Genomic DNA, 25,307 nt, shown 5'->3' on the forward strand with positions numbered 1-25,307 from the left:
ACATTCCGGCAACCGGCGGTCACAGCGGCGCGAGGCCGCCCTGCGACGGTGCCGCTCGAAAGGAGCCCGGACCGCGAGGCACGGGCTCGGCGGCTCCCCTCCCTGCCGCCGGGCCCGCGCCTCCTCCGAACCCTGCCGACATGACCCACCCTCCGACCCGAACCGCGCTGCTCGCCCTCCTGGCCGCCGTGGCCGGCTGCGCCACCGCCCGGCGGCCGGCCTCCGCGGCCCCGGCCGCCGCCGAGGCCCCGCCCGCCGCCGCGAGCGCGCCAGGCCCGGCCGCCCCCGCCGCGACCGAGGCGCCCCGCTACGCGGTGGAGCCGGCGGCCACGCTGCTCGTGCTCGCGAGCGGCCGCGCCTTCCTCCTCCTCGGCGCCGCGCCGATCGCCGGCTCCCAGGGCGAGCCGGAGCTCTCGCTCAGCTACCTCGCCGCGAGCGACCCCGCGCCCCCCGCCGACCCCGGCGCCGCCGCTCGGCTCGCCTCCGCCGCCCAGGCGCTCTTCGAGGCCTTCCGCTCGCAGGCGGAGGCCGACGGGCACCGGGCCGTGACCGTGAGCGCGGTCTTCGGCCGGACCGGGGCGCCGGGGACGGTCGCGCACCTCCGCTTCACCCGCCAGGGCGCGCGGTGGGAGCAGGGCGCGCTCGAGCAGCTCGCCGCGGCCCGCCTGCCGCCCCTGCCGCTCGAGGTGGAGCGGGCCGCCGAGGCCGAGCGGGCCGGCGCGGCGGCGGCGGAGAAGTTCGTGGACGACGTGGACCACGTCGAGATCGACGCCGCCTGGGCCGCCACCTCGGCGGTCGTGAAGGCGGTCACGAGCCGCGCCACGTTCGAGAACCAGCTCCTCGATCTCGTGGCCCGGCGCGGCGTGGCCAAGGGGCGCCACCCGCTCTTCTACCGCTACGTCGCGAGCGCGCGGGCGCCCATCCCCGGGAGCGAGATGCTGGTGCGGTTCGAGAGCCAGGTGGAGGCGGGGCGCGTGGTCGAGGAGGTGCGCCTCCGGCTCGACGACGATCAGGAGTGGCGCGTGGCCGGGCTCGGGTTCGGCCGCACATGAGGCTCCCGCCGCTGCTGCTGCTCCTCCTCGCCGCCGCCGCGCCGCCGCCCCGCCCGCCGGTCCCGGCGCCTTCGTCCGCGCGGCCGGGCGCCGCCGCCGCGCCGCCCGCGCCCGAGCGCGACGGGAGCCCCGCGCCCGGCCGCTCCGAGGCCGCCCTGACCGCGGACGGGCCTGACGGCGCGAGGTGCCGTCCGATGGAGGGCAAGTTCCTGCTCGCCTTCAACAAGGCCGAGATCGTGGACGTGCTCGAGCAGGCGAGCCGCTGGACCTGCCGGAACTTCGCATACACCGACGAGGTGGCGCGCGGGCGCATCACGCTCGTCTCGCGGACGCCGGTGACGGCCGAGGAGGCCTGGGCCGCCTTCCTGGCGGCGCTCTCGGCCAACAACCTCGCCCTCTACTCCTCCGGCCGCTACGAGAAGCTGGTCCGGAGCGCCGACGCCCGCAAGGCGCCCATCCCGACCGTGGGCGAGGGCGGCGAGACGCCCGCCACCGAGCAGCCGGTGACGAAGCTCATCCGGCTGCGCTACGCCGACCCCGACCAGCTCCGGGGGCTGCTCGGCAACTTCACCTCCCCGCAGGGCGCCGACGTCCAGGTGGTCTCCCCGGACCTGCTCATCGTCACCGACGTCGGGCTCAACCTGCGGCGCATCGAGCGGCTGGTGGAGGCGGTGGACCGGCCGGGCGGCGGCGACCTCATCCGCGTGGTCCAGGTGCAGTACGCCTCGGCGAAGGACCTCGCCGACAAGGTGAACCAGGTCTTCCAGCAGGGCGGCGGCTCCGGCGCGTCCGCGAAGGGCGGCGGGAGGCGCGCGCTGCTCGGCGGCGTGACCGCCTCGGCCCCGGGCGCTCCCGCGGCGGCGCCGGCGGCCGGGAGCGAGCCGGCCGAGGTCTCGGTCTCGAAGGTGCTCGCCGACGACCGGACCAACAAGCTCATCGTCATCGCCGACGACAAGAGCTTCCAGCGCATCCTCGACCTCGTGAAGCAGCTCGACCTGCCGGCGGGCGGCACGGGCGGGATCCACGTGGTGTTCCTCAAGAACGCCAGCGCCGAGGACCTGGCGCAGACGCTCCAGGCGCTGGCGCAGGGGTCCGCCTCGGCCCGCAAGGCGCAGGGGACCGCGGCGCCGGGGGCGGCGCAGCCCGGGGCGGCGGCCCCGCAGCCGGTCCCCGCGTCGGCGGCCCGCGCCGCCGCCGCCGAGCTCCTGAGCGGCGAGGTGAAGGTCACGGCCGACAAGGCGCAGAACGCCCTCGTCGTCATGGCGAGCGGCAGCGACTTCGCGGTGATGACCCGGCTCATCGACGAGCTCGATCGGCCGCGCCGGCAGGTGTTCGTCGAGGCGGTCATCATGGAGGTGAACCTCAACCACGAGAACCAGTTCGGCGTGTCGATGCACGGGGTGAGCCCGTACCAGACCTCGAGCGGCACCGGGTACATCCCGCTCGGCTCGGAGACCGGCCGGGTGAGCTCGCTCGACACCGCCAGCCTGCTCTCGCTGGGCGGCTTCCTCACCGGCGTGGTGGCGCCGGTCTCGTCGGAGCTGAAGAGCATCTTCCCGTACTCGAGCGCCGCCATCCTGGTGCAGGCGCTCCAGACCTCGTCCGACGTGAACGTGCTCTCGACGCCGCACCTGCTCGCCTCCGACAACGAGGAGTCGGAGATCTCGGTGGGCCAGAACGTGCCCTTCCAGTCCGGCTACTCGGCGGCCTCGACCTCCTCGAGCACCAGCACCAGCTCCACCCTCACCAGCCTGCTCGCGAGCAGCTACGCCCCCATCCAGCGGCAGAACGTGGAGCTGAAGCTCAAGCTCAAGCCGCAGATCAGCGAGGGCGACATGGTCCGGCTCGACCTCGAGGAGCAGACCGAGGAGATCGCCTCCAAGGACGCGACCCTGGGTCCCACCACCTCCAAGCGGAGCGTGAAGACCAAGATCGTGGTGAAGGACCAGTCCACGGTGGTCATCGGCGGGCTCATCCAGGAGCGCACGCTCCAGTCGGTGCACAAGGTGCCGGTGCTCGGCGACGTGCCGCTCCTCGGCTGGCTCTTCCGCGACACCGTCACCACCAAGGCGAAGACCAACCTGCTCCTCTTCCTCACGCCCTACGTCATCCGCGACGCCTCCGACTTCCGGCGCATCCTCGAGCGCAAGCAGAAGGAGCGGGAGGAGTTCGCGCGCCAGTTCCAGGGCGAGGCGCCGCGGTACGCCGTCCCGGTGGACTGGGCGCGCAAGCCCGGCCTGCTCACGCGGCTGCGGCGCGACGTCGCCGAGGAGGCGCGCAAGCTCGAGAACGGCGGCCCGGGAGCGCCGGGGGAGGGCGTGATCACGCCGGAGGGGAAGGCACCTCGGGAGGGTGCGCCGGCGGAGCCCGCTCCGGCGCCGCCCGCGGCTCAGGACGCGGCGCGGCGCCCGGCCGCCTCGAGGAGCGTGCTCTCGAGCTCCTCCGAGGTGTAGGGCTTCGGCAGGAACCAGACGCCCGGCTCGGTCCGCAGCGCGTCGTGCTCGGCGCCGGCGCCGAGGCCGGAGGAGACCACCACCGGGAAGCCGGGGCGGATCTCGCGCAGCCGCGCCACCACCTCGCGGCCGGTCATGTCGGGCATCATCATGTCCACGATGGCGAGGTCGAGCGCGCCCTGGTCGGCGCGGAACCGCTCCACCGCCTCGGCGCCCCCGGCGCACTCCACCACCTCGTGGCCGCAGCTCCGGAGCAGCAGCCCGAGCGACCGGCGCACGTTGAGCTCGTCGTCGGCGAGCAGCACCCGGAGCGCCGGGGAGGGCTCGGGGGCCGCGGCGCGCGCCGGGGCTGCGGCGGCTGCGGCGGCCTGCTCGGCGGCGAGCGGCAGGAGGAGCGCCACGCAGGTGCCCCGCCCCACCGCGCTCTCGACCGTCACCGCCCCGCGGTGCGCCTGCACTGTGCCGTACACCTCCGCGAGGCCGAGCCCGGAGCCCTGGCCCACCGGCTTGGTCGTGAAGAACGGCTCGAAGAGGTGGGCCCGCTCCTCCGGGCTCATGCCCACGCCGGTGTCGCAGACCCGCACCTGCACGTGCGGGCCCGGCTCGAGGTCGAACGGGAGGGCGGCGCACGCGGCCGCGTCGAGGTCCACCCGCCGGGTCTCGACCGTCAGGTCGCCGCCCTGCGGCATGGCGTCGCGGGCGTTGAGCGCGAGGTTGAGCAGCGCGGCGTGGAGCCGGTCGGGATCCCCGGTGACCCGCGCCGGCCCGTCCGCGAGCGCGCTCCGCACCGCGATCCGCTTGTCCACCGCGTGCGGCAGCAGCCCGAGGACGTCCTCCACCATCTGGTTCACGTCCACCGCCACCGCGCGCGGCGGCTCCTTGCGCGCGAAGTTGAGGAGCTGGCGGGTGAGGCCGGCCGAGCGGAGCGCCGCGTCGCGGATCCGGTCGGCCACGGCGCGGAGCTCCCCCTGGCCGGCGAGCGCGGCCCGGAGGTGCTCGGCGCCGTTCACGATGCCGGTGAGCTGGTTGTTGAAGTCGTGGGCCACCCCGCCCGCGAGCCGGCCGATGGCCTCGAGCTTCTCCGATTGCCGGAGCCGCTCCTCCATCTCCCGCCGCTCGGTCACGTCGCGCCCCACGCCGACGATCTCCACCACGCGCCCCTCGGCGTCGCGGATGGCGGTGTCGGCCCAGGCGAGCCAGCGCCAGCCGCTCACCGTGAGCGCCCGCTGCTCCATGTAGGCGGCCCACGGCGGACGGAAGAGCGCCTCCATGGCGCGCGCGGTGGGCACGCGGTCGTCCTCGTGGACGAGCGGCATGAAGCCGCGGCCGAGCAGCTCCGCCTCGGTCTTGCCGAAGGTGCGGCAGTAGCTCGGGCTCGCGAAGAGGAACCGGCCGGCGACGTCCACCTTGACCACGAGGTCGGTCTGGTTCTCGACCAGGAGCCGGTAGTCCTCCTCGCTCTCGCGCAGCGCCGCGGCCGCCCGCTGCCGGTCCTCCACCACGCTCGCGAGCACCATCACGGTGAGGAAGACCACCCCGCAGAAGAGCTGGGCCGCGAGCGCCCCCTGCGACGGCGCGTGGGCCACCGCCTCCAGCGCGAACACGCCGTGGCCGGTCACGGTGGCCGCGAGCGCCGCCAGGATGACGAGGAAGCCGAGGCCGGTGGCGCCCCGCAGCCCGAAGCGCAGGGCCGCCCAGACCAGCACCGGGATGAGCAGCACCTCGGTGCGGTGCGCCCCGGAGGGCGGCGCCAGGAAGACGATCCAGGCCGCGGCGGCGAAGGCGGTGAGGAGGCCGGCGCGCTCCAGCGGCCGTCGCGCCGGGAGGCCGGGCCGCTCGCGCGGCCCCGCCCAGGCGAGGAGGAGCCCGCCCACCGCGACCTGCCCCAGCCCGGAGCCGGCCCAGAGCTCGAGCCAGAACCGGGTGAAGGTGGGCCCGCCGCCCCCGGCGAGCAGGGCGGCCGGGCCGACCTCGAGGAGCCCGGTCGCGAGCACCGGGCCGGCGGCGACGAACGCGAGCACGTGCCCGGTGCGCTCGAGGCGCGGCGGCCCCTCGCAGGCGCGCAGCGTGAGCCAGGCGCTCGAGGCCGCGAGCAGGACGTTGCTCACGGCGAAGGTCGCGACCAGCGCGAGCCCCTGCCCGGCGAGGTAGTTGAAGAGCGCGATGGGCAGGCTGCCGGCGAGGAGGAGGGGGAGCCACGACCGCCGGCGCTCGGCGAGGAGCAGCCCGGCCACCAGCAGGCCGGCGGCCGGCCAGAAGAGCGCGACCCGGGAGGCCCCGGGGGTGAGCGCCAGCCCGAGCCGGCACAGGGCGTAGCTCGTCACGGCGAACAGCCCGAGCCGCGCCGCGAACGGCGTCCGTCCGAGCCAGGCCGCGGCGCGGGACGGCTCGGGGGCTGGGACGCGTTCGGACATGGCTCGCTCGCCGGCGGGGAGCGGGTGCCCCGCCCGGTCCGGCCACTCTACGGCCAGCGCTCCGCGCTCGCCAACTCCGCGCGTGCCCGCGACCCGCCGCCAGGATGCGCGCCCGGGACCCCAGCGCACGCCTCTTGCGCGCCGGGCCGGGGAGGAACTCTGTAGAGGTGCAAGAACCAGCAGGGGGGTCCCATGCGCGGAGTCCAGACCAGGTGCGTCGTCGCGCTCGCTGGCATGGTGCTCGCCTGCGGAGGCGGCGGAGGCGTCACCGGCCTGAGCACGCCACCTTCCCCCACGCCCACGCCGTCACCCACGTCCTCGCCCACGCCGGCGCCGGGACCGACCGCGACCCCGAGCCCCCCGCCGACCCCCACGCCCTCGCCGACGACGACGCCTGCCCCCACGGCGACCCCGGCGCCGACCCCGACGCCCGCTCCCACCCCGCCGCCCACGCCGGCGCCGACCGCGACGCCGACCCCCGTGCCGACCCCCCTGCCCACGCCGAGCCCGACGCCGACCAGCGGCGGCCTCCTCTCCGGCGCCACCCGCTGGGTCCAGGTGCTCTCGACCTCCGGAGACGACCGGGTCTGGGGCGTGGGCGCGGACCGCGCCGGCGAGGCCTTCCTGCTCTGGTTCGACGGCGCCGCGGGGGCGCTGCGGCTCGGGCGCGCCTCCGCGAGCACGACCACGCTCCTCGGGAGCTTCAACGCGGCCAAGCTGCAGAGCGCCGAGCTCGACGTCGGTCCGGACGAGGCGCTCTACCTCGGCGCCACCGGGCAGGAGACGCCGTACCCCTACGTCATCGACCTCGGCGGTGGCCCGCAGGGCGTGTCGCAGATCGCCCGCTTCGGCCTCGACGGCCGCTTCGCGAGCGTGGTGGACCGCTGCGGCCTCGACTGCGAGCGCCACGTCCTCGCGGTGAGCGCCCGGGGCGACGTGGTCGTCGCCATGTCGGGCGCCTTCCAGCTCGAGACCGACCTGATCCGGGCCGACGGGGCCCGCCTCCCGCTCTTCGCCAACTCGCTCGGCGCCATCACGGGACCGCTCGCCGACATGGGCTGCTGGGCGGCGGCGTTCGGGCCCGACGGCAACCCCGTGTGCGGCGGCATCACCGCCAACGGCGCGGCGGTCATGCCCGGGCTGGTGGGCCAGGCCACCTTCGCGGGCCACCCCGCGGTGGCGAAGCTCGACCTCGCCGGCCGCGTCCTCTGGCGGCAGGCGCTCGGGGTCACCGGCCTCGTCACCGGCCTCGGCACGAGCGCGCTGGGCACGGTGGTGGCCGCGGGCGCCTTCACGGGCAAGGCCCGCTTCGGCACGGACGACCTCGACCGCTCCGGCGGGGCCTTCGCCGGGTTCCTCGCGACCATCGAGGCGAACGGAGCGCCGCGGTGGGCCCGGCAGCTCGACGATCCGGCGCTCGAGCTGGCCGTGGATCCGGCGGGGCGGGCGGCGGTCTGCACCGAGGCGGCGCACTGGCCCGGCGGGACGCCGGCCGGGGCCTCGGCCACCCTCCGCTACTACGATCTCGCCGGCGCCCTGCACTGGACGCGGCCGCTGCCGCCGCGCCTGGGCGGGCTCGCCATCCGGGCCGGCGACGTCCTCATGGGCGGCACCTGGCTCGGGAGCTTCGACTTCGGCGCCGGGCTGGCCACGTCGAGCGGGGACGATGCCTACCTGCTCGACGTGGCGCCCTGAGGGGCGGGGGCGGCTACTTCAGCGGCTTCGGCGCCGGCTTGCCCTTCTCGAAGGCGGCGCCGTCGCCGAACCTGGCCACGATGGCCTTCTTCGTGTCGAGGCCGGTGGCCTGGATGACGAAGTTGGGCACGCGGCGGGCCCGCTTGTCGGCCACCCACCTCGTCACCTCGACCCGGGGGCGCGAGCGGCCGCGGCGGGCCAGGCCGGCCGGCGCGGAGGCGGCCGCGCCGGGCGAGAGGCTCTTCTCGAGCTCGCGGGCGGCGATGTCGGCGACCGAGCGGGCGATCGCGGAGGAGACCTGGGCGACGACCTCGGCCGCGGCGGTCTGGATGATCTGCTCGAGGGTCTGGGCGGTGGTGGGACGGGGCACGTGGCGCTCCTCGACGAAAGGGCCGGATTGTCCGGTGGGGGGCCGGCGATTTACCGCGACATTGTGCGCCAGGCAAGCCGAACGCGGCCCGCGGGCATTCGGGGCCGCCGGCATTGGCTCGACGATTGCGCCGGAAAAATGGCGCGGCCGGTCAGCGGAGCGCCTGGGCGAGGGCGTCCGCGACCTCCCGGGTGGTGGCGCGCCCGCCCAGATCGCGGGTCCGCGTCGCCGGATCCGAGAGGACGGCCTCGATCGCGCGCTCCACGTCCCGGGCCGCCTCCGGGTGGCCCAGGTGCTCGAGCATCATGGCGCCCGACCAGACCTGCGCCACCGGATTGGCGATCCCCTTGCCGGCGATGTCGGGGGCCGAGCCGTGCGTCGGCTCGAACATCGAGGGCGCGGTCCGCTCGGGGTTCACGTTGCCGGAGGCGGCCACGCCGATGCTGCCGGCGATGGCGGCGCCGAGGTCGGAGAGGATGTCGCCGAAGAGGTTGCTCGCGACCACCACGTCGAACCAGTCCGGGTGCTGGACGAAGTGCGCGCTCAGGATGTCGATGTGGTACTGCGCCGTCCGCACGCCGGGGTGGCGCGCCGCCATGAGCGCGAAGCGCTCGTCCCAGAACGGCATGGAGTGGAAGATGCCGTTCGACTTGGTGGCGGAGGTGACGTGCCCGCGCCGGCGCCCCGCCAGCTCGAAGGCGTAGGCCAGGATCCGGTCCACGCCGCGGCGGGTGAACACCGCCTCCTGGATCACCAGCTCGTCGTCGGTCCCCTCGTAGATCCGCCCGCCCATCTTCGAGTACTCGCCCTCGTTGTTCTCGCGCACCACCACGAGGTCGATGTCCTTCGCCGCGCGCCCCGCGAGCGGGGTGGTCACGCCCGGGAGCAGCTTGAGGGGCCGGACGCAGGCGTACTGCGCGAAGCCGCGCCGGATGGGCAGCAGCAGCCCCCAGAGCGAGACGTGGTCGGGCACCCCGGGGTAGCCGACCGCGCCGAGGAAGATGGCGTCGGAGGGGCGGAGCTGGTCGAGGCCGTCCTCGGGCATCATCTGGCCGGTCCGCGCGTACCGCTCGCAGCTCCAGTCGTACTCCTTCCAGGCCAGCTCGAAGCCGTGCCGGCGCCCGGCCGCCTCCAGGACCGAGATGGCGGCCGGCACCACCTCGCGGCCGATGCCGTCGCCGGGGATGACCGCGATCTGGTGACGCGTGCGCATGAGCCCTCCGGGAGAGGCGGGAGAGGATAGCGCAGGCGGGAGGGCGGCGCGCCGATCCCGCCCGAGCGCGCGCCGCACCTCTTCGATCCCTTCCGGCGCGGCGACGCCGAGCGGCCGGAGGGCGAGGGCTGGGCTCGGGCTCTTCGTCGTGCGCGAGGTCGTGCCGGGCCACGGCGGGAGCGCCCCATCCATGACCGGAACCGGGTCCGTCCCGACGCGTTCCTGTCGCGGAGGGACTCCCACGGAGACGACCGGTCGAACCACCCCCAACGGCCCGCGGCGGCGGGCAGGCGAGCAGCCGATACTCCCCTCCGGCACCCGGCCGTGGGCCGGGGCGTCCATCCCGGGAGGGAGGCCGATGATCGCCGCCAGCTTTGCCGCCGCGATGCTCGTGGCACAGTTCCCCTCGGGCCCGGAGCCCCACCTCCTCGACGGCCCGCTGCGCCCTCCCGTCCTGCTCGCGCTCTCGGCGCCCGCCCCGGGCGGCTCGCCGCTGCTGCTCCGGGTCTCCGAGGCGGAGCCGCCGCAGGGCGGCGCCGGGGGCTCGGGTGAGCAGGGCGCCCCGGGCGAGGGCGCCAAGCCGCCGTCCCCGCCGCCGCGGCCGCCGGGCGCCCGTCCGGCTCCGGGCACGCTCGACTTCGACCTCCTCGGCGCGCCGCAGCAGCGCGAGAAGGTGGACGAGCACGCCCTCCGCCTGCGGCGCACCCTGCTCACCTGGCACCAGGGGGTGGGGCTCGGGATGTTCGCGCTGCAGCTCGCCACGACCGCGGTGGGCCAGCTCAACTACGGCGACAAGTTCGGGGGCGACAACACCGGCAAGTACGTCCAGCCCCACGCCATCCTCGCGGCCGGCACCCTCGCGGCCTTCGCCGCGACCGGCGCCCTGGCGCTCTTCGCCCCCTCGCCGGTCCGGCGCGACGAGGGCTTCGATCGGGTGTCGCTCCACAAGTACGCCATGCTGGTGGCCACGGTGGGCATGGTCGCGCAGGGCGTGCTCGGCGTCTGGACGCAGTCGCGCGAGGGCTACCTGAACCAGCAGTCGATCGGGACGGCGCACCTCGCCATCGGCTACGTGACGCTCGCCGCGGTCGCGGCCGGCGTGAGCGCGCTCGTGTTCTGACAACGAGGTCCATGTGATGCCCGGCGCGCTCCTGTCCCTGCTCCTCGCCGCCGCCCTGCCGGCCGGCTCCTTCTCGGTGGACGCCCCGGCGAGCGAGGTCCGCTACACCATCGTCCACAAGCTCCACCAGGTCCACGGCGTCTCGCGCGAGGCGGAGGCCCGGGCGGTGGTGAAGGAGGACGGCACCGTCCAGGCCATGGCGCGCGTGCCGGTGGTCTCCTTCCGCTCCGGGGACGGCAACCGCGACGAGCACATGCTGGAGGCGATGGAGGCGGGCAAGTTCCCCTTCGTCGTGTTCAAGGGGATCGCGCACCTCGGCCCCTCGCGCGAGCTGCCGGCGGGACCGGTGCCGTTCGAGGGCGAGGTCGAGCTGCACGGGGTGACGACGCCGCTCCAGGTGCCGCTCACGCTCGCGCCGCAGCCCGACGGGAGCGTCCGCGCCACCGGCGCGTTCGAGGTGAGCCTCGACGCGCACCACGTGCAGCGCCCGTCGCTGCTCTTCGTGAAGATCGAGGACGGCTGCCGCGTCGAGCTCGACCTGCGCATGCGGGGTGGGCGGTGAGCGGCCGGGCCCTCCGGGCGACCCTGGCGCTCGCCGCCCTCGCGGCCTGCACGCCGGAGAACGGGCCCACCATGCGCCCGGGCGAGGACTGCCTGAGGTGTCACGGCGGCAGCCCGGCCAGCGGGGGCGGGGAGGAGGAGCGCGCGACGCCGTGGAGCCTCGCCGGCACGGTCTACGCCGCGCCGGGGGCCGACGCGAGCGCCGGGATCGAGGGGGCCGCGGTGCAGGTGACCGACGCGAACGGCTTCGCGTTCACGCTCACCTCCAACCTGGTCGGCAACTTCTACTCGGCCGAGACGGTGGCCTTCCCCATCCGCGTCTGCGTGGCGCGCGGCGGCGCGGTCCGCTGCATGGAGAGCCCGTCGCCCCACGGCGCCTGCAACGCCTGCCACGCGCTGCCGCCGCAGGGGAACGCGGAGGGGCGGATCGCGGCGCCGTAGGGGGCGAGCCCGCGCCCGCGGCGGCGCGGGCGGGAGGCTCCCGCGTCAGGGCGCGGGCGGCTCCGGCGGCACCGGCGCGTCCTCGAGGTCGGGCGCGGGCGCGCCCCCCACGCCGAGGAGGTCGGCGATGGGCGCCTGGGCCGCGATCACCAGCGTGACCAGCTCCGGGAGCGGCAGCCCCACCAGCTCGGCCCCGCGCTTCAGCTCGCCCCGGTCCACCGCGCGGGCAAAGGCCTTGTCCTTCATCTTCTTCAGCACCGACTCGGGCGGCAGGTCGCGGACGCTCCGCGACGGCCGCACCAGCGCGCAGGCCCCGACGAAGCCGGAGAGCTCGTCGGCCGCCACGATGGCGCGCTCGAGCGGCGACTCGGGGACGACGTCGCTGTAGCTCGCGTGCGCCCCCACGCCGCGGACGATCCGCTCCGGCCAGCCGCGCTCCCGCAGGATCTCCATCCCCCGCCAGACGTGGTCGGCGGCGGTGGGGAACCGCTCGTAGTCGAAGTCGTGGATCATCCCGACCACGCCCCAGGCCTCGAGCTCCGCGGGATCGCCCACCCCGGCGCGGCGGGCGAGGGCGCGCATGCTGGCCTCGACCGACAGGGCGTGGCGCCGGAGCGGCTGGGTCTTCGTGAACTCGCAGAGGAGCGCCCAGGCGTGGGCGCGGGTGGGCTCGGTCATGGAGTGGACCTAGCGCTTCGGCTCGGACGCGGTCCAGCGATCGTAGGCCTGCAGGTCGTAGAGGGTCGTGAAGCCCTTCTCGCGCAGGGCCTCGGCGGCGATGCGGGTGCGGTGGCCGGTCCGGCAGTAGAGCAGCACCGGCGTGGAGGGCGGGCCGATCTCGGCGTGGCGCGCCGCCATCTGGTCGTGCGGGATGTTGAGCGCGCCCGGCACGTGCCCGGCCGCGTACTCGGCCGGCGTCCGCACGTCCACCACCTTTACCCCGCTCGCGACGAGCCGGTGCGCGGTCGGGCCGTCCACGAGCCCGGGCGCGACGCCGGCCACCGGCCCCTGCGCCGGAGCCGCGGCGCGGGCGGAGCCGGCCAGCAGGGAGAGGGTGAGGAGCGCCAGCCGCGTGGTCTGGGGTCGGATCCGCATGGGAGCAGGAGTAACGCCCCCCGGCGGGCGAGTCCAACCGGAAACCGCGGCGCCGCCCCTCAGAGATGCCGCGCCAGCCGCGCCCGCTCCTCGGCCGTGAGCCGCCCGCTCGCGAGCAGCCACTCGAGGTCCTCGGGGAGGTCCACGTCCCGCTCCGGGGGAAGCTCGCGGCAGCGCCAGCCGAGGCGGGCGATGCGGGCGCGGGTCTCGGCGAGCACCGCCGAGCTGCCCCAGGGCACGCCGTCGAAGAGCGACGGGTGGAGCCGCGAGAGCCCGATGGCCGCGTAGCCGCCGTCCTCGGCCGGCACGAGGACCACCTCGGCGCCGTCCCACAGGGCCCCGCGCGCGGCGGCCAGCTCCGCCGGGCCGAGCGCCGGGCAGTCGGTCCCCACCAGCACCACCGGACCGGCGGCGAGGTGCGCCTCGAACGCGGCCCGCATCCGCGCGCCGAGGTCGCCCTCGGGCTGGTCGCGGAGCGCGAGCCCGGGCAGGCGGCGCACGGCGTCGAGCCCCGGCGCGTGACGGTCCGGCGCGCACCAGAGCGCCGCCTCGTCGAAGCCGGCGGCGAGGACGGCCCGGGCCGTGCGCTCGAGCAGGAGCGCGTGCAGCGCGGCCGCGCCCTCGGGGCCGAGGCGCGGGATGAGCCGGGTCTTGGCGAAGCCCGGGATGGGCGCCTTCGCCAGGATCGCCGCCGTCGCGCGGCGCGCCGTGGCGGGTGGCTCAGCCATAGCGCCGCGCCAGGTCGGCCGGGTCGCGCCCGGCCCAGAAGAGGAACCGCAGCCACCACATGAGCAGGACGGTGCGGAGCACGCCGCGCGACTCCCAGCGGCGGCCCGAGGTGACGACCCGCTCGCGCAGGCAGGCCGGGCGCCCGGCGCGGCGCAGCGCCGCCGAGAGCGCCAGATCCTCCATGAGCGGGATCTCGGGGAAGCGCCCGGCGGCCTCGAACCGGGCCCGCCGCACGAAGATGGCCTGGTCGCCGGTGGCGATCCCGGTGAAGCGCGAGCGCCAGCTCACGAGCCGCGCCACGAGCGGCAGGAGCGGGTGGCGCCCGGCGATCGCGAGGTCGAACCGCCCCCAGTCGCGGCGGCCGCCGGCGAGCGCGGCGCGGACGGCGGCCACCGCGCCGGGCGGGAGCCGGGTGTCGGCGTGCAGGAAGAGGAGCAGGTCGGCCCGCGCCGCCGCCGCCCCGGCGTTGAGCTGCGGCCCGCGGCCCCGCGGCGCCGAGAGCACCGCGTCGGCGAGCGGCCGGGCGAGCGCGGGGGTGCCGTCGCGGCTGCCGCCGTCCACCACGATCACCTCGCACCCCTCCGCCCGCAGCGGCTGGAGCGGCGCCAGGTGGGCGGCGATCCCGGCCGCCTCGTCGAGCGTCGGGACGACGATGGAGAGGACCGGCGCCATCACCGGCCCCCGCCGCGGCCCGCGCCCGGGAGCGGGGCGGCCCGGGCCTCGGCGGCGCCCCGGAGCGCCCGGCGGCCCGCGAGCCAGTAGAGCGCCAGGAGCGCGGTCGCGAGCGAGAAGCCCCAGCACAGCACCCGGACCGAGCCGGTGAGGCTCTCGCCCAGGTACGAGTAGAGGAGCGTGGCCGGAAGCTGCCCGAGCCCGGTCGCCGCGAGGAACGGCCAGAAGCCGATGGCGGTGAGCCCGGCGCCGTAGCTCACGAGGTCGAACGGCACGAAGGGCAGGAGCCGCGCCAGGAGCACCGCCCACCGCCCGTGCCGCGCGAAGAACCGATCGGCCCGCTCCAGCGCCGCGGCCCCGCCGGCGAGCCGCTCCACCGCCGGCCGCCCGAGCGCGCGCGAGAGCCAGAAGCAGAGCGCCGCGCCGGCGAGGGCGCTCGACCAGGAGAGGAGCGCGCCCCAGGCCCACCCGAAGAGGAGCCCGTTCGCGAAGGTGATGACGAAGGCCGGCAGCGGCGCGACGACCGCCTGCAGCACCATCAGGGCGGCCGAGGCGACGGGGGCCCAGGGACCGAACCCGCGCAGCCAGGTCCGGGCGGCCTCCACGGCGCGCCGCGCGTCCGGGAGGGAGAGGGCGCGGACCGCCTCGTCCACCGCCGCCCGCACCGGCGGGACGAGGTAGGCGCCCGCCCCGAGCGCGAGCACCCCGAGGGCCGCGGCCGCCCCGGCGCGTCCGCCGCCGAGCCTCACCGGGCCGACCCCGGCGCGGCGGCCGGCGGGCCCGGAGGCGCGGCGAGGGCGCCGGAGCAGCTGCTGCCCTGCCCGGCGGTGCAGCCGAAGCAGTGCTCGCCGACCTGGATCTCGTCGCCCTCGAGCGGCGCGACGAGGAGGTCGCCGAGCCGGGGGCGCGCCCGCCCGCCGGCGGCGCTGGGGATCCCGAGCAGCTGGTTGAAGTCGCAGTCGTGGACGAACCCCTGCCAGTCCACGCTGAGGAGCCGCCGGCACATCACCTGGTCGAGGTTCTCGTCGCGGTGCGCCGCGCGCAGGAGCGCGAGGTAGGGCGCGAGCCGACCCTCCGCCTCGAGCGCCCGGCGAAAGCGCCCCACCGGCATGTTGGCGAGCGTGAGGAGCCGGTCGAAGACGATCCCGTGCCGCGCCCGGAGCTCCCGCTCGTAGTCCCGCTGCAGCGCCGCCTGCGGCGGCGGGAGGCTCGGGCCGAGCGGGTTGTAGACGAGGTCGAGCGCGAGCCCGCTCTGCCGGTCGCCGTAGCCGAGCCGGTTCAGCGCGCGGAGCGCCCGGATCGACCGCGCGTAGGCGCCGCGCCCGCGCTGCCGGTCCACGTTCTCCTCCGAGTAGCAGGGGAGCGAGGCGACCACGCGGACCCGGTGGGCGGCGAGGAACGCGGCGAGCTCCTCCTGCCCCGGCTCCTCGAGCACCGTCAGGTTGCAGCGGTCGATCACCTCGGCGCCGAGCGCCCGGGCCCGCGCCACGAGGGCGCGGAAGCCGGGGTGCAGCTCCGGCGCGCCGCCGGTCACGTCGAGCACCGGCACCCGCCGGACCTCGAGGAACTGGAGCACGTCCTCCACCACCTCCGCCGGCATCTCTTCGGTCCGGCTCGGCCCGGCCGAGACGTGGCAGTGCAGGCAGGCCTGGTTGCAGCGGTAGCCGAGGTTGACCTGGAGGGTCTCGACCCGCTCGCGCCGGAGCGGCGGGAAGGGGCGGTCGGCCCGGATCTCGCTCGCGCTCACGGCTGGCTCCGGGCCGGGGGCCGGCCGGCCTCCGCTCGCCGCTCGCCGCGCGGGGCTCGCGCCGCCCGCTCCGCCTCGCCGAGGAGCCGCTCCAGGGCGGCGCCCGGCTCGCCGGCGCGCCAGTCGCGCTCGCCGAAGGCCGAGGCGCGCACCTGGCCGCCCGCGTCCACCAGGAAGGCCATCGGCACCCCGCCCACGCCCCAGGCCTTCGCGACCCGCTGGTCGCGATCGAGGACCACCGGCAGCTCGAGCCGGTGCGCCGCGAGGAACTGCTCCACCCGCGCCGGCCCCTCGCCGAAGTTCACGGTCACGAGCGCGAACGGCCTCGCGGCGAGGGCCGCGCGGAGGCGCGCCAGCTCCTCGAGCTCCGCCTCGCACGGCTCGCACCAGCTGGCCCAGAAGGCGACCAGCACCACCCGGCCCCGGAGCGCCTCGAGCGACACCGGCCGCCCGGCGAGGTCGGCGCCGGCGAGGGGCGGGGTGTCGCCGCGGGTCCACGGGCGGAGCGGCGCGGCGCCCCCGTCGCCCGCGGCGGGCGGGGCGGGCGCGCCGGGCGAGGCGGCGGCGAGCGCCAGGGCCGCCAGGGCGCCCACCGCTCCCGTCACGCGAGCTCCCTGGCGCTGATGGCGTACCGGAAGTTCGCCGGGTCGAGGCTGTCGAGCCGGGCCTCGCCGGTCTCCGCCTGCGGGTACATGAGGAAGCCCACCTTGCCGCAGGTCGCGCCCGGCAGCGCGAGGTCGTGGGCGTAGTTGAGCGCGAGCCAGTTCATCTCCCACGAGCCGAACAGCCGCTGGCGGGCGGCGACCACCATCGGGTCGTCCGGCGTCTTCCCGCCGCCCTCTTCGAGGATCACCTTGCGCACGTCGGCCGGATCGACCGGCACCCACCCGTGCGTCGGCAGGTAGAACTCGGCCCGGCAGTGCTGCGCCTGGGTGATGACGCCGCCGGCCTTTCCCAGGCTGGCGTAGCCGAGCGCCGAGGGGGCCACCCGCACGCCGTACACGTCGCGCGCCGGGATGCCCTCGGCCCGGGCGAGCGCCACGAAGAGCGCGTTGAGGTCGGCGCACTTGCCGCCCATGGCGTGGTTCTCGAGCATGAACTTCACGTCGCCCACGCCGCAGCCGCGGGTCTTCGGATCGCGGTAGCCGTTCTCGACCACCCACGCGTAGATGGCCCGCGCCTTCTCGAGGTCGCCCCGCGCCCCCTTCACGATCTCGGCCGCGGTGGACTTCACCACGCCGTCGGTGGGCAGGAGCTCGGTCGCCGCGGTGAAGCGGGCCAGGGTCGCCGGGCTCTCGGCGGGCGCGCTGCCCGGCCGCGAGAGGTCCACCGCCACGTCGCGGGTGGCGAAGCGGCTCGTGAGCTCGACCACCGGCTGCGCGCCCGCGGGGAACTCGGCCCAGACCACGCCGGCGCCGTAGACCGGGTCGATCCACTGCGCCACGGTCCCGCCCTCGGCCTTCCAGGCGTTCCCGAGCGACCGCTGGAACGGGGTGTCGCGGGTGAGCGGGGTGGGGAGCCAGACGCGGGTCGCGCCGGCCGCCTTCAGCACCTCGACGCGGGTGGTGACCTCGAAGGTGCGCCAGCGGGGCGGGGCGGACGGGCGCGGCGCGGGGCCGGCGGGCGCCTCCGCGCGCGCGGCGGAGAGGGGGTTGGGGAGGGCGAGGCCGGCGGTCACGGCGCCGGTGAGGCGAAGGAAGTCGCGACGATCCATGGTTCGAAGCTCCGGTTTGGGACGGTGGTCGGGCGGCGCGCGCCGCGCGCGAGCCGCGAAGACGGTTCTGGTTGGGAAGTGGACGCACTTCACCGGCGCGACGCGCTGGTCGCGGGCCGTCGTCAGGTGAAGCCGGAGCGGGCCACGGGCTGAAAGATGCCCGGCGGGGGTGGCCGAGTCAACCCGACCTGAAGGACGGCCGGGCGCCTCCGCCGGAGCCCCGGCGGGTCAGGTCCCGGGCGCGCCGGCGACCCGGCGGCGCCGGCGCCCCAGCGCGAAGAGCGGCGCGCCCGGCAGGCTCGCCAGCGCCACCACCAGGAAGAAGAGGAGCGACGCCGTCACCGCGTCGGCCCGCGACACGCCGGCCCGGGCGAAGAACCAGGCGTAGGCCGCCTCCCGCACGCCGAAGCCCGAGAGCGACACCGGGAGCATCGTGACCGTGAAGATCATGGGCGTGTAGACGACGCAGCGCGCCAGCGACACCGGCGCGCCCAGCCCCGCGAAGAGGCAGGCGTTCACCGCCGCGACGAGGACCTGGAACGCGATCGAGGCGAGGAAGACGCGCGCCGCGAGCGGCCGCGACCGGAGGCTCTCGCGCACGCTCGCGAGCGTCGACTGCACGGTGGCGCGGGCCCCGGTGAGCCGGGCCGGGAGCACCGAGGCCGCCACCCGCTCCGCCACCCGCGGCACGAGGAACGCGCCGAGCAGCGACAGGTTCAGGACGAGGAACAGCAGCACCAGCCCGGCGAGCCGCGGGGTGGGGTCGGCGAAGGGGAGGCCGAGCAGGGCGGTGAAGCCCAGCGCCGCGCCGGCCACGAGCCGCTCCGAGAGCACGGAGCCGACGGCGTCCGGCACCTCGCCGGTGTCGCGCGCGGTCTCCCAGGCCCGGACCGCGTCCCCGCCCACGGTCGTGGGCAGGACGTTGTTGAAGAAGAGGCCGACGAGGTAGTGGCGGAAGAGGCGCGCGTACGGGAGGTGCCGCCCGCGGGCGGCGAGGAGGAGCCCCCACTTCCACGCCGAGAGGGCCACCGCGGCAAGCACGGCGAGGAGGGCCGCGGCGGCCCAGCCCGGATCGAGGCGCGCCGCCTTGCGCGCCAGGGCGCCCAGGTCGAGCCGCCAGCAGACCGCGAGGAGCAGCGCCAGCGTCACGGCCAGGCGGGCCGCCAGCTTGGCCGAGGTGCGGCCGGATCCGGTGGCCGGGCCTGTCGTCGCCGTCGGTCCTCCCGTCCTGGCCAGGGTGCTCCTCTCTCTCCGAGCTCGAGGCCCGATCGCTCGGCCTTCTCGGCCGGGGCGGCGGCCCCGGGCGCCCAGGGTAGCACCCAGGTCGACGTGCGCGCCCCAGCGCGCGTCGATTCCGGACCGCCCCCGCCGCGCTGCGTCGGGCGGGGCCCCTCCCTCCCCGGTCGGCGAGGATGATAGATCTCAGGGCTCGGACTGACGGGGGGTCGTCTTGGCGCGCGTGCTGCTGGAGAGGGGCGAGGCGATCGGGCAGGCCGGCTTCGGCGGCCCGCCCTGCGGCGAGGTTCCGGCCCTGGCGGGCGAGCGTTGGGTCTCGAGCTCCGAGGCGGCCCGGCTCCTCGGGGTGTCGGTCACCACCCTCAAGCGCTGGGCCGACGACGAGCTGATCGGCTCGGGGCGCACCAACGGCGGTCATCGCCGCTTCCGCCGCGCCGACGTGGAGCGCTTCGGCGCGCGCTGCTCGCCGGAGCGGCAGGCCCCACCCCGCCTCGAGGCGCTGCTCGCGGCCGAGGGGACGCTGGCCCTCCAGCAGGAGCTCCTCGCCGAGCGGGCGCGCAGCGCGAGCTGGTGGGACGTGTGGCTCGGGCTGCAGCCCACCCTGGAGCGGCTCGGCGAGCGGTGGCGCGAGGGGGCGTGGACGCGGGTCCAGCTCCTCGCCGCCTTCGACCGGCTCGGACGCGCCGCCGGTGGGCTCGCGGAGCTCATCGCGCCGGCGCCGGGGGCGCGCGGCCTGCTGCTGTCCTCCGCGCCCGGCGCGGTCGGGCTCGCGCCGCTGCGCTTCCTCGAGCTGTGCGCCCGCGAGGCGGGCTGGCGGGTGCGCTTCGCCGGGTGCGCGTCCCTCGCCGACCTCGCGGCCGAGCTGGACCGCGAGCCCGCCAGCGCGATCGCGTCGGTGCCGGGCGCCGGCTGCGCCCCGGACGAGGCGGACGCGTTCACAGCCGGCCTGGCGGCGCTGGGCGAGGCGCGCGGGGTCCCGGCGGCGGTCCTCGGCCTGGGCGCGTGGCCCGAGGACCTCGACCTCGCGGATCGCCGGAGCGCCTGCGCGCGCGCCCGGGACTGGCTGACCGGGGCCGGCGACACCCGGCGACCGGCCTGACCCGCCGCTCCCGGAAGTAGGGGTTCGCCCCTACCCGGGGCCGGCGCCTGGACCCAGCGTCAAGGCGGCCGGTCGCGACCATTCGTCCAAATCGACCGCGGGTGACGGTTGACGTCCATCAACGAGGGCGCGCCATCCGTCTCTCCACTCGCGCTCCGATGCTCCCGGTCCAGGCGCCGCGGCCGTGCGACCCGGACGGATCGTCCGTGGCACGACACGTGCGGTGCCATCCCTCAGCGACGCCAGCTCTGGCCGGCCCACGGGGGGTCGCGCGGCCTCGCGAAAGGAACGCTGACGCATGTTCGCGACGCTCCGGATCGGACAGAAGATCGGCCTCGGCTTTGCCCTCGCGGTGGTCCTCGCCGCGGTGACCGCGGCGGTGAGCTACCGCTGCTCCTCGGAGGTGGCCTTCCAGCTCGACGACATCGCGAGCCACAAGGTGCCGAGCATCGACGCCCTGCAGGTGATCAACGAGGCCCAGACCGCCATGGCGGGCGCGGCCAACGGGCTCGTCTCCCGGCGCCTCATGGATCCGCAGTTCCGCGGCCGATTCTACAAGGACTTCGAGGCGGCCCAGAAGCGGTTGGACGCGGGCTTCAAGGACTACGAGGCCCTCCCCCACGGGCCGAAGGCGCTGGAGAAGTGGAAGGCGATGGCGAAGCCCTGGGCCGAGTGGCGCGCCGCGGCGGAGCAGGTCGCCGCCCTGGCGCACCAGAAGGACGGGCTCCTCTCCGGCGGCGCCGCGGTGGAGGACCCGCGCGTCCTCGAGCTCGACCGCAAGAGCGTCGAGTGCCTGCTGCGGCAGCTCGCGGCCTTCGACCCGGCCACCGACGCCATCAACGCCGTCATCGACCAGACCAAGGCCGACGTGAAGACGCGGGAGGACGAGGCGATGGGCTCGGCGCGCGCCCAGAACGTGACCCTCGGGGTCTCGCTCCTCGTCTCCGCGGGGGTGCTGGCGCTCCTCGGCGTCCTGCTCTCCCGCGGCATCTCCCGCATCCTCGCCGCGCTCTCCGGGGAGTCGCGGAAGCTCACCGAGGCGGTGGCGCAGGGCGACCTCGCGGTCCGCGGCGACCTCTCCCGGGTCAGCTTCGAGTTCCGTCCCATCGTGGAGGGCATGAACTCGACCATGGACGCCTTCGCGAAGCCGATCGGCGTGACCGAGGACTACGTCACCCGGATCGCGCAGGGCGACCTGCCGCCCAGGATCACCGACGAGTACCGGGGCGACTTCGGGGCCATCAAGGAGGCGCTCAACGGCTGCATCGAGAACCTCTCCGCGCTCATCGGCGAGATGAACCGGATGAGCGCCGACCACGACCGGGGCGAGATCGACGCGGCCCTCCCGGCGGAGCGGTTCCAGGGCGCCTACCGGAAGATGGCGGAGGGCGTGAACGGGATGGTCTTCGGCCACATCGCGGTGAAGAAGAAGGCGATGGCCTGCGTGGCGGAGTTCGGGAAGGGGAACTTCGAGGCGCCGCTCGAGAAGTTCCCGGGCAAGAAGGCGTTCATCAACGACACCATCGAGGAGGTGCGCCGGAACATCCAGGCCTTCATCGGCGAGATGAACCGGATGAGCGCCGACCACGACCGGGGCGAGATCGACACCGCCATCCCGGTGGAGAAGTTCCAGGGCGACTACCGGAAGATGGCGGACGGCGTGAACGGGATGGCCTTCGGGCACCTCGCATTGAACAAGAAGGCGATGGCCTGCGTGGCCGAGTTCGGGAAGGGGAACTTCGCCGCGCCGCTGGAGAAGTTCCCGGGCAAGAAGGCGTTCATCAACGACACCGTCGAGGAGGTGCGGCGGAACATCCAGGGCTTCATCGCCGAGATGAACCGGATGAGCGCGGAGCACGACCGGGGCGACATCGACGTCTTCATCCCGGCGGAGAAGTTCCAGGGCGACTACCGGAAGATGGCGGAGGGCGTGAACGGGATGGTGGCGGGGCACGTCGCCCTGAACAAGAGCGCGATGGGGTGCGTGGCGGAGTTCGGGAAGGGGAACTTCGAGGCGCCGCTCGAGAAGTTCCCGGGCAAGAAGGCGTTCATCAACGAGACCATCGAGCAGGTGCGGTCGAACCTGAAGGCGCTCATCGCCGACGCGAACGGTCTCGTGGAGAAGGCGGTGGCGGGCGACCTGAAGTACCGGGCCGACGCGCAGCGGCACCTGGGCGACTTCCGGAAGATCGTGGAGGGCGTGAACGCGACGCTCGACGCGGTGCTGAAGCCGATCCAGGAGGCCGCGGCGGTCCTGGACCAGCTGGCGGAGCGGAACCTGACGGCGCGGGTGCAGGGCGCCTACCAGGGCGACCACGCCCGCATCAAGGACGCGCTCAACGGCACGGCGCAGGCGCTCGACGAAGCGCTCGGGCAGGTGTCGGCGTCGGTGGGGCAGGTGTCCTCGGCGGCGAGCCAGATCGCGTCGTCGTCGCAGGCGGTGGCGAGCGGGGCGTCGGAGCAGGCGGCGAGCCTGGAGGAGACGTCGTCGAGCCTGGAGTCGGTGGCGTCGATGGCGCGGTCGTCGGCGGAGCACGCCATCCAGGCGGACGCGCTGGCGCAGGGGGCGAAGGGGTCGGCGGTGGAGGGCGCGGCGGCGATGGAGCAGATGCAGGGGGCGATGGAGAAGATCCGGTCGTCGGCGGAGGGCACGAGCGCCATCATCCGGGACATCAACGAGATCGCCTTCCAGACCAACCTGCTGGCGCTGAACGCGGCGGTGGAGGCGGCGCGGGCGGGCGAGGCGGGGCGGGGCTTCGCGGTGGTGGCGGAGGAGGTGCGGAGCCTGGCGATGCGGAGCAAGGACGCGGCGCAGAAGACGGAGGCGCTCATCCAGCAGTCGGTGAAGCAGGCGGCGGAGGGGGCGCAGACGTCGAAGCACGTGGCGGCGAAGCTCTCGGAGATCGTGGGGTCGATCGGGAAGGTGACCGAGATCGTCGCGGAGATCACGGCGGCGGCGAAGGAGCAGTCGAGCGGGATCGAGCAGCTCAACAAGGCCGTGTCGGAGATGGACAAGGTGACGCAGCAGAACGCGGCCAGCTCCGAGGAGTCGTCCTCGGCGGCGAGCGAGCTCTCCGGCCAGTCGGAGGAGCTCGCGGCCATGGTGGGCGCGTTCCGGCTGACCGGGCTGCAGGCCCACTACGCCGTGGCGCCGGTGCGCCGCGCCGCGCCCGCCCGCTCCCTGGCGGCGGCTGCGCCCCGGGCCGTCCCGCCGCGCGCCTCCGAGCCGCAGCCCAACGTCGATCCCTGGAAGAAGCCGCTCGCGCCGTCGAGCATCCCGGTGAACCCCGAGGAGGTCATCCCGCTCGAGAGCGAGCCTTTCGAGAAGCTGTTCTGAGCGGGAGCGATCCCCTCGCGTGAGAGGCGCGCGCCGACCGGGCTCCCGGCCGGCGCGCGCTCGCTTCCGGGCTCCTGCGCTCGCCGCTCCGCGAGGCGGCGGACGCCCCGCCGGGCGGTTGCCCGGGCGGGGCCACCTCCCTTAACGTCTCGGCGGGCCACGGGTCCTGCAGCTGGGCCGTCGGGCCCGACGTGTGCCCGCCGGCCTACCCTGGAGAGGCGAGTCCATCATGAGCAAACGATACCTTCCAGCGGCGGCCCTCCTGCTCCTCCTCGGCGCCTGCGCGACCACCACGCGCACCACCCGCACCTACTACGGCGAGGCGCCCCCGCCCCGGCGCGGCCAGGTGGCCTGGGTCCGAGAGACGGTCGAGCAGCAGCAGGGCAACCCGGCGGGCGGCGCCGCGGCCGGCGCGGTGATCGGCGGCCTCCTCGGGCACGGCATCTTCGGCCACTCCGGCGGCACGCTGTTCGGCGCCGTGGGTGGGGCGGCGGTCGGCGCGGCGGCCAGCCAGGACGGCCCCGAGCTCCGCTCCTACCAGGTCGCGGTCCGCTTCGAGGATGGCGACCAGCGGGTCTACCTCTACCGGAACCACTGCCCCTTCCGCCCCGGCGACGCGGTGGTCTGGACGCCCGCCGGGCTCGCGCTCACGCGGCCGCGGAGCGCCGCGACGCCCCCGCCGCCCACCTCGGCGCCTCCCGGCGAGGCCTACCCGCCCGCGCCCGACTACGCCCCGCCGCCGCCGCCCGGCCAGCCCTAGCCTCACGTCTCACCCCCTCCCTTTCCCTCCCCCGCTCCGCGGGAGAGGGGAAGAGTTCCCTTCCTGCTGCGCGAGCAGCAGAAGCCTCCCTTCCTATCGCGCGAGCAGCAGAAGCCTCCCTTCCTGCTGCGCGGAGAGGCGAAGGGAAGCTCTCCCTCCCCGCCTGGCGGGGAGGGCCGGGGAGGGGGCACCGGCGCGATCTGCGGCGCCGGTTGCGGACGGGCCCGGATTCTGCCATCTCAGCGGGCCCTCCCCCGCACCCGTCCCGGCCCCGGCCGCGGCGCGCGGGGCGGAAGAGCCCGCGATGCCCCACGACAACCCGACCCGCTACGCCATCGACTTCGGCACGAGCAACTCGCTCCTCGCGGCCGCCTCCGCGGACCGCGTCTTCGACCCGGTGCCGCTCGATCCGCTGGCCGGCGATCCGACCGTCCTCCGCAGCATCCTCGCCTTCCCCGACGCCGGCGGCCTCTTCGTGGGCGAGGCGGCGCTCCAGGCCTTCCGGGACAGCCAGGGCGAGGCGCGGCTCCTCCGCTCGATCAAGCGCCACCTGGGCGCGCGCTCCTTCCGGGGCACGCTCATCCGCAACCGGCTGGTCACCCCGGAGGAGCTGGTGGGGGCCTTCCTGCGGCAGGTCCGGGAGCGGGCCGACGCGCACTTCGGGGTGGAGGTCCGGCGCGCGCTCCTCGGGCGCCCGGTCCACTTCGACGGCGAGGACGACGCCTTCGCCGAGGCCCGGCTCCGCAAGGCGGCGGAGCTGGCCGGCTTCGAGGACGTCCTGTTCCTGCCAGAGCCGGTGGCGGCGGCGCGCACCTTCGGGGCGGCGGCCCGCCGGGAGGAGCTCGCGCTCATCGGCGACTTCGGCGGCGGCACCTCGGACTACACCGTCCTGCGCGTCGGGCCGCGGCCGCTCGAGCGGAGCGACGTGCTCGCGGTGGGCGGCGTGGCGGTGGCGGGCGACGCCCTCGACGCGGCGCTGATGCGGTCGCAGGTGGCCCGCCACTTCGGCGCGGAGGTCCGCTACCGGGCGCCCTTCGGCGCGAACGTGCTGCAGATGCCGCAGGGCGTGATCTCGCTGCTCTGCTCGCCGGCGCACCTCTCCATGCTGCAGCGCCGCGACGTCGCGTCCTTCCTGGCGGACGTGCGCCGCTGGTCCCTCTCCGAGGACGACCGGGCCCGCATGGACCAGCTCACCGTGCTCGTGGACGACGGGCAGGGCTTCCAGCTCTTCGAGGCCATCGAGCAGGCCAAGCGCCGGCTCTCCGAGGCGCAGCAGGCGGAGGTCCGCTTCTCGTACCCGGGCATCGAGGTGCGCGAGCGGGTGACGCGGGCCGGCTTCGAGGCGGCGAGCCGTCGCGAGGTGGACGCGATCGTGGCCTGCCTCGAGGAGACGGTCCGGGCGGCGGGCGTGCCGCTCGAGGAGATCACCACCGTCTGCTGCACCGGCGGCACCGCCAAGGTGCCGCGCATCGCGGCGGAGCTCCGGGCGCGGCTCCCGTCGGCCCGCATGGAGCAGTTCAAGAACTTCCACTCGGTGGTGCAGGGGCTGGCGGTGGCGGCGCAGGCGGCGGAGCGGGGAGAGGCGTAGCCCGGCGCCGG

Annotated in this window: 22 protein-coding genes; 10 read left to right on the forward strand and 12 right to left on the reverse strand. The window is 75.9% G+C overall.

The annotated features are described in order from the left end of the window. The first annotated feature begins 140 nt into the window (after positions 1-140). Positions 141-1,052: a DUF4019 domain-containing protein gene (locus AMPC_RS15875; RefSeq protein ID WP_248342392.1), complete on the forward strand. Its 912-nt coding sequence runs from the start codon at positions 141-143 to the stop codon at positions 1,050-1,052. Next, a complete protein-coding gene (gene gspD / locus AMPC_RS15880; RefSeq protein WP_248342393.1) occupies positions 1,049-3,505 on the forward strand; it encodes a type II secretion system secretin GspD in 2,457 nt (818 codons plus the stop codon). Before AMPC_RS15875 ends, gspD begins: the two co-directional genes overlap by 4 nt. On the opposite strand, the gene AMPC_RS15885 is transcribed toward gspD, so the two are convergent. Then, positions 3,442-5,919, reverse strand: coding sequence for a hybrid sensor histidine kinase/response regulator (locus AMPC_RS15885; RefSeq protein WP_248342394.1), 2,478 nt, complete (start codon positions 5,917-5,919; stop codon positions 3,442-3,444). The two genes, gspD and AMPC_RS15885, sit on opposite strands and share 64 nt — an antisense overlap. Positions 5,920-6,399: 480 nt before the next feature. Here AMPC_RS15885 and AMPC_RS15890 point away from each other — a divergent pair, with 480 nt between their 5' ends. Then, positions 6,400-7,614, forward strand: a complete 1,215-nt coding sequence (locus AMPC_RS15890) for a hypothetical protein (RefSeq protein WP_248342395.1) — start codon at positions 6,400-6,402, stop codon at positions 7,612-7,614. Positions 7,615-7,627: 13 nt separating this feature from the next. Here AMPC_RS15890 and AMPC_RS15895 read toward each other — a convergent pair whose 3' ends face one another. Both AMPC_RS15895 and AMPC_RS15900 read right to left on the reverse strand, forming a co-directional pair. Continuing rightward, entirely contained in the window at positions 7,628-7,984 is a 357-nt protein-coding gene (locus tag AMPC_RS15895) for a hypothetical protein (protein ID WP_248342396.1), read from the reverse strand. A gap of 151 nt (positions 7,985-8,135) precedes the next feature. Then, the gene (locus tag AMPC_RS15900; protein ID WP_248342397.1) at positions 8,136-9,197 is read right to left on the reverse strand and encodes a tartrate dehydrogenase; all 1,062 of its coding nucleotides are present in this window, start codon (positions 9,195-9,197) and stop codon (positions 8,136-8,138) included. 358 nt (positions 9,198-9,555) lie between these two features. On the opposite strand from AMPC_RS15900, the gene AMPC_RS15905 reads away from it, so the two are divergent. The 3 genes from AMPC_RS15905 to AMPC_RS15915 are packed head-to-tail and all read left to right on the forward strand — an operon-like array spanning position 9,556 to position 11,319. Next, on the forward strand, positions 9,556-10,317 hold the full coding sequence (locus tag AMPC_RS15905; protein WP_248342398.1) for a hypothetical protein: 762 nt from the start codon (positions 9,556-9,558) through the stop codon (positions 10,315-10,317). A gap of 16 nt (positions 10,318-10,333) precedes the next feature. Then, positions 10,334-10,879, forward strand: a complete 546-nt coding sequence (locus tag AMPC_RS15910) for a YceI family protein (RefSeq protein ID WP_248342399.1) — start codon at positions 10,334-10,336, stop codon at positions 10,877-10,879. Further along, positions 10,876-11,319: a hypothetical protein gene (locus tag AMPC_RS15915; protein WP_248342400.1), complete on the forward strand. Its 444-nt coding sequence runs from the start codon at positions 10,876-10,878 to the stop codon at positions 11,317-11,319. The genes AMPC_RS15910 and AMPC_RS15915 overlap by 4 nt, the downstream gene beginning before the upstream one ends. Positions 11,320-11,364: 45 nt before the next feature. On the opposite strand, the gene AMPC_RS15920 is transcribed toward AMPC_RS15915, so the two are convergent. From AMPC_RS15920 to AMPC_RS15960, 9 genes are all read right to left on the reverse strand, one after another. Further along, positions 11,365-11,997, reverse strand: a complete 633-nt coding sequence (locus tag AMPC_RS15920) for an HAD family hydrolase (protein WP_248342401.1) — start codon at positions 11,995-11,997, stop codon at positions 11,365-11,367. Between the two features lie 9 nt (positions 11,998-12,006). After that, positions 12,007-12,414 (reverse strand): rhodanese-like domain-containing protein, encoded by a 408-nt coding sequence (locus AMPC_RS15925; protein WP_248342402.1) that lies wholly within the window; start codon positions 12,412-12,414, stop codon positions 12,007-12,009. A 59-nt stretch (positions 12,415-12,473) separates the two neighbouring features. Then, on the reverse strand, positions 12,474-13,142 hold the full coding sequence (locus AMPC_RS15930) for a TIGR04282 family arsenosugar biosynthesis glycosyltransferase (protein ID WP_248342403.1): 669 nt from the start codon (positions 13,140-13,142) through the stop codon (positions 12,474-12,476). After that, the gene (locus tag AMPC_RS15935) at positions 13,135-13,815 is read right to left on the reverse strand and encodes a TIGR04283 family arsenosugar biosynthesis glycosyltransferase (protein WP_248342404.1); all 681 of its coding nucleotides are present in this window, start codon (positions 13,813-13,815) and stop codon (positions 13,135-13,137) included. The genes AMPC_RS15930 and AMPC_RS15935 overlap by 8 nt, the downstream gene beginning before the upstream one ends. After that, complete coding sequence (locus AMPC_RS15940; protein WP_248342405.1) at positions 13,815-14,564, reverse strand: TVP38/TMEM64 family protein; 750 nt, start codon at positions 14,562-14,564, stop codon at positions 13,815-13,817. The genes AMPC_RS15935 and AMPC_RS15940 overlap by 1 nt, the downstream gene beginning before the upstream one ends. After that, on the reverse strand, positions 14,561-15,562 hold the full coding sequence (gene arsS / locus AMPC_RS15945) for an arsenosugar biosynthesis radical SAM (seleno)protein ArsS (protein WP_248342406.1): 1,002 nt from the start codon (positions 15,560-15,562) through the stop codon (positions 14,561-14,563). Before arsS ends, AMPC_RS15940 begins: the two co-directional genes overlap by 4 nt. Further along, positions 15,559-16,167, reverse strand: a complete 609-nt coding sequence (locus tag AMPC_RS15950) for a TlpA family protein disulfide reductase (protein ID WP_248342407.1) — start codon at positions 16,165-16,167, stop codon at positions 15,559-15,561. The genes arsS and AMPC_RS15950 overlap by 4 nt, the downstream gene beginning before the upstream one ends. After that, the gene (locus AMPC_RS15955) at positions 16,164-17,276 is read right to left on the reverse strand and encodes a transglutaminase-like domain-containing protein (RefSeq protein ID WP_248342408.1); all 1,113 of its coding nucleotides are present in this window, start codon (positions 17,274-17,276) and stop codon (positions 16,164-16,166) included. The genes AMPC_RS15950 and AMPC_RS15955 overlap by 4 nt, the downstream gene beginning before the upstream one ends. A 228-nt stretch (positions 17,277-17,504) precedes the next feature. Further along, positions 17,505-18,425 (reverse strand): lysylphosphatidylglycerol synthase transmembrane domain-containing protein, encoded by a 921-nt coding sequence (locus tag AMPC_RS15960; RefSeq protein WP_248342409.1) that lies wholly within the window; start codon positions 18,423-18,425, stop codon positions 17,505-17,507. Between the two features lie 310 nt (positions 18,426-18,735). Here AMPC_RS15960 and AMPC_RS15965 point away from each other — a divergent pair, with 310 nt between their 5' ends. The 4 genes from AMPC_RS15965 (at position 18,736) to AMPC_RS15980 (ending at position 25,296) form a co-directional block, all read left to right on the forward strand. Beyond that, a complete protein-coding gene (locus AMPC_RS15965) occupies positions 18,736-19,611 on the forward strand; it encodes a MerR family transcriptional regulator (RefSeq protein WP_248342410.1) in 876 nt (291 codons plus the stop codon). A 298-nt stretch (positions 19,612-19,909) separates the two neighbouring features. Beyond that, positions 19,910-22,948, forward strand: coding sequence for a methyl-accepting chemotaxis protein (locus AMPC_RS15970; RefSeq protein ID WP_248342411.1), 3,039 nt, complete (start codon positions 19,910-19,912; stop codon positions 22,946-22,948). Between the two features lie 229 nt (positions 22,949-23,177). After that, positions 23,178-23,708, forward strand: a complete 531-nt coding sequence (locus AMPC_RS15975) for a hypothetical protein (RefSeq protein ID WP_248342412.1) — start codon at positions 23,178-23,180, stop codon at positions 23,706-23,708. A gap of 304 nt (positions 23,709-24,012) precedes the next feature. After that, positions 24,013-25,296 carry an Hsp70 family protein gene (locus tag AMPC_RS15980; protein WP_248342413.1) on the forward strand — a complete coding sequence of 428 codons (1,284 nt, stop codon included), beginning with the start codon at positions 24,013-24,015 and terminating at the stop codon, positions 25,294-25,296. Positions 25,297-25,307: the final 11 nt, after the last annotated feature.

It is taken from the genome of Anaeromyxobacter paludicola (assembly GCF_023169965.1).
Taxonomy (GTDB): domain Bacteria; phylum Myxococcota; class Myxococcia; order Myxococcales; family Anaeromyxobacteraceae; genus Anaeromyxobacter_B; species Anaeromyxobacter_B paludicola.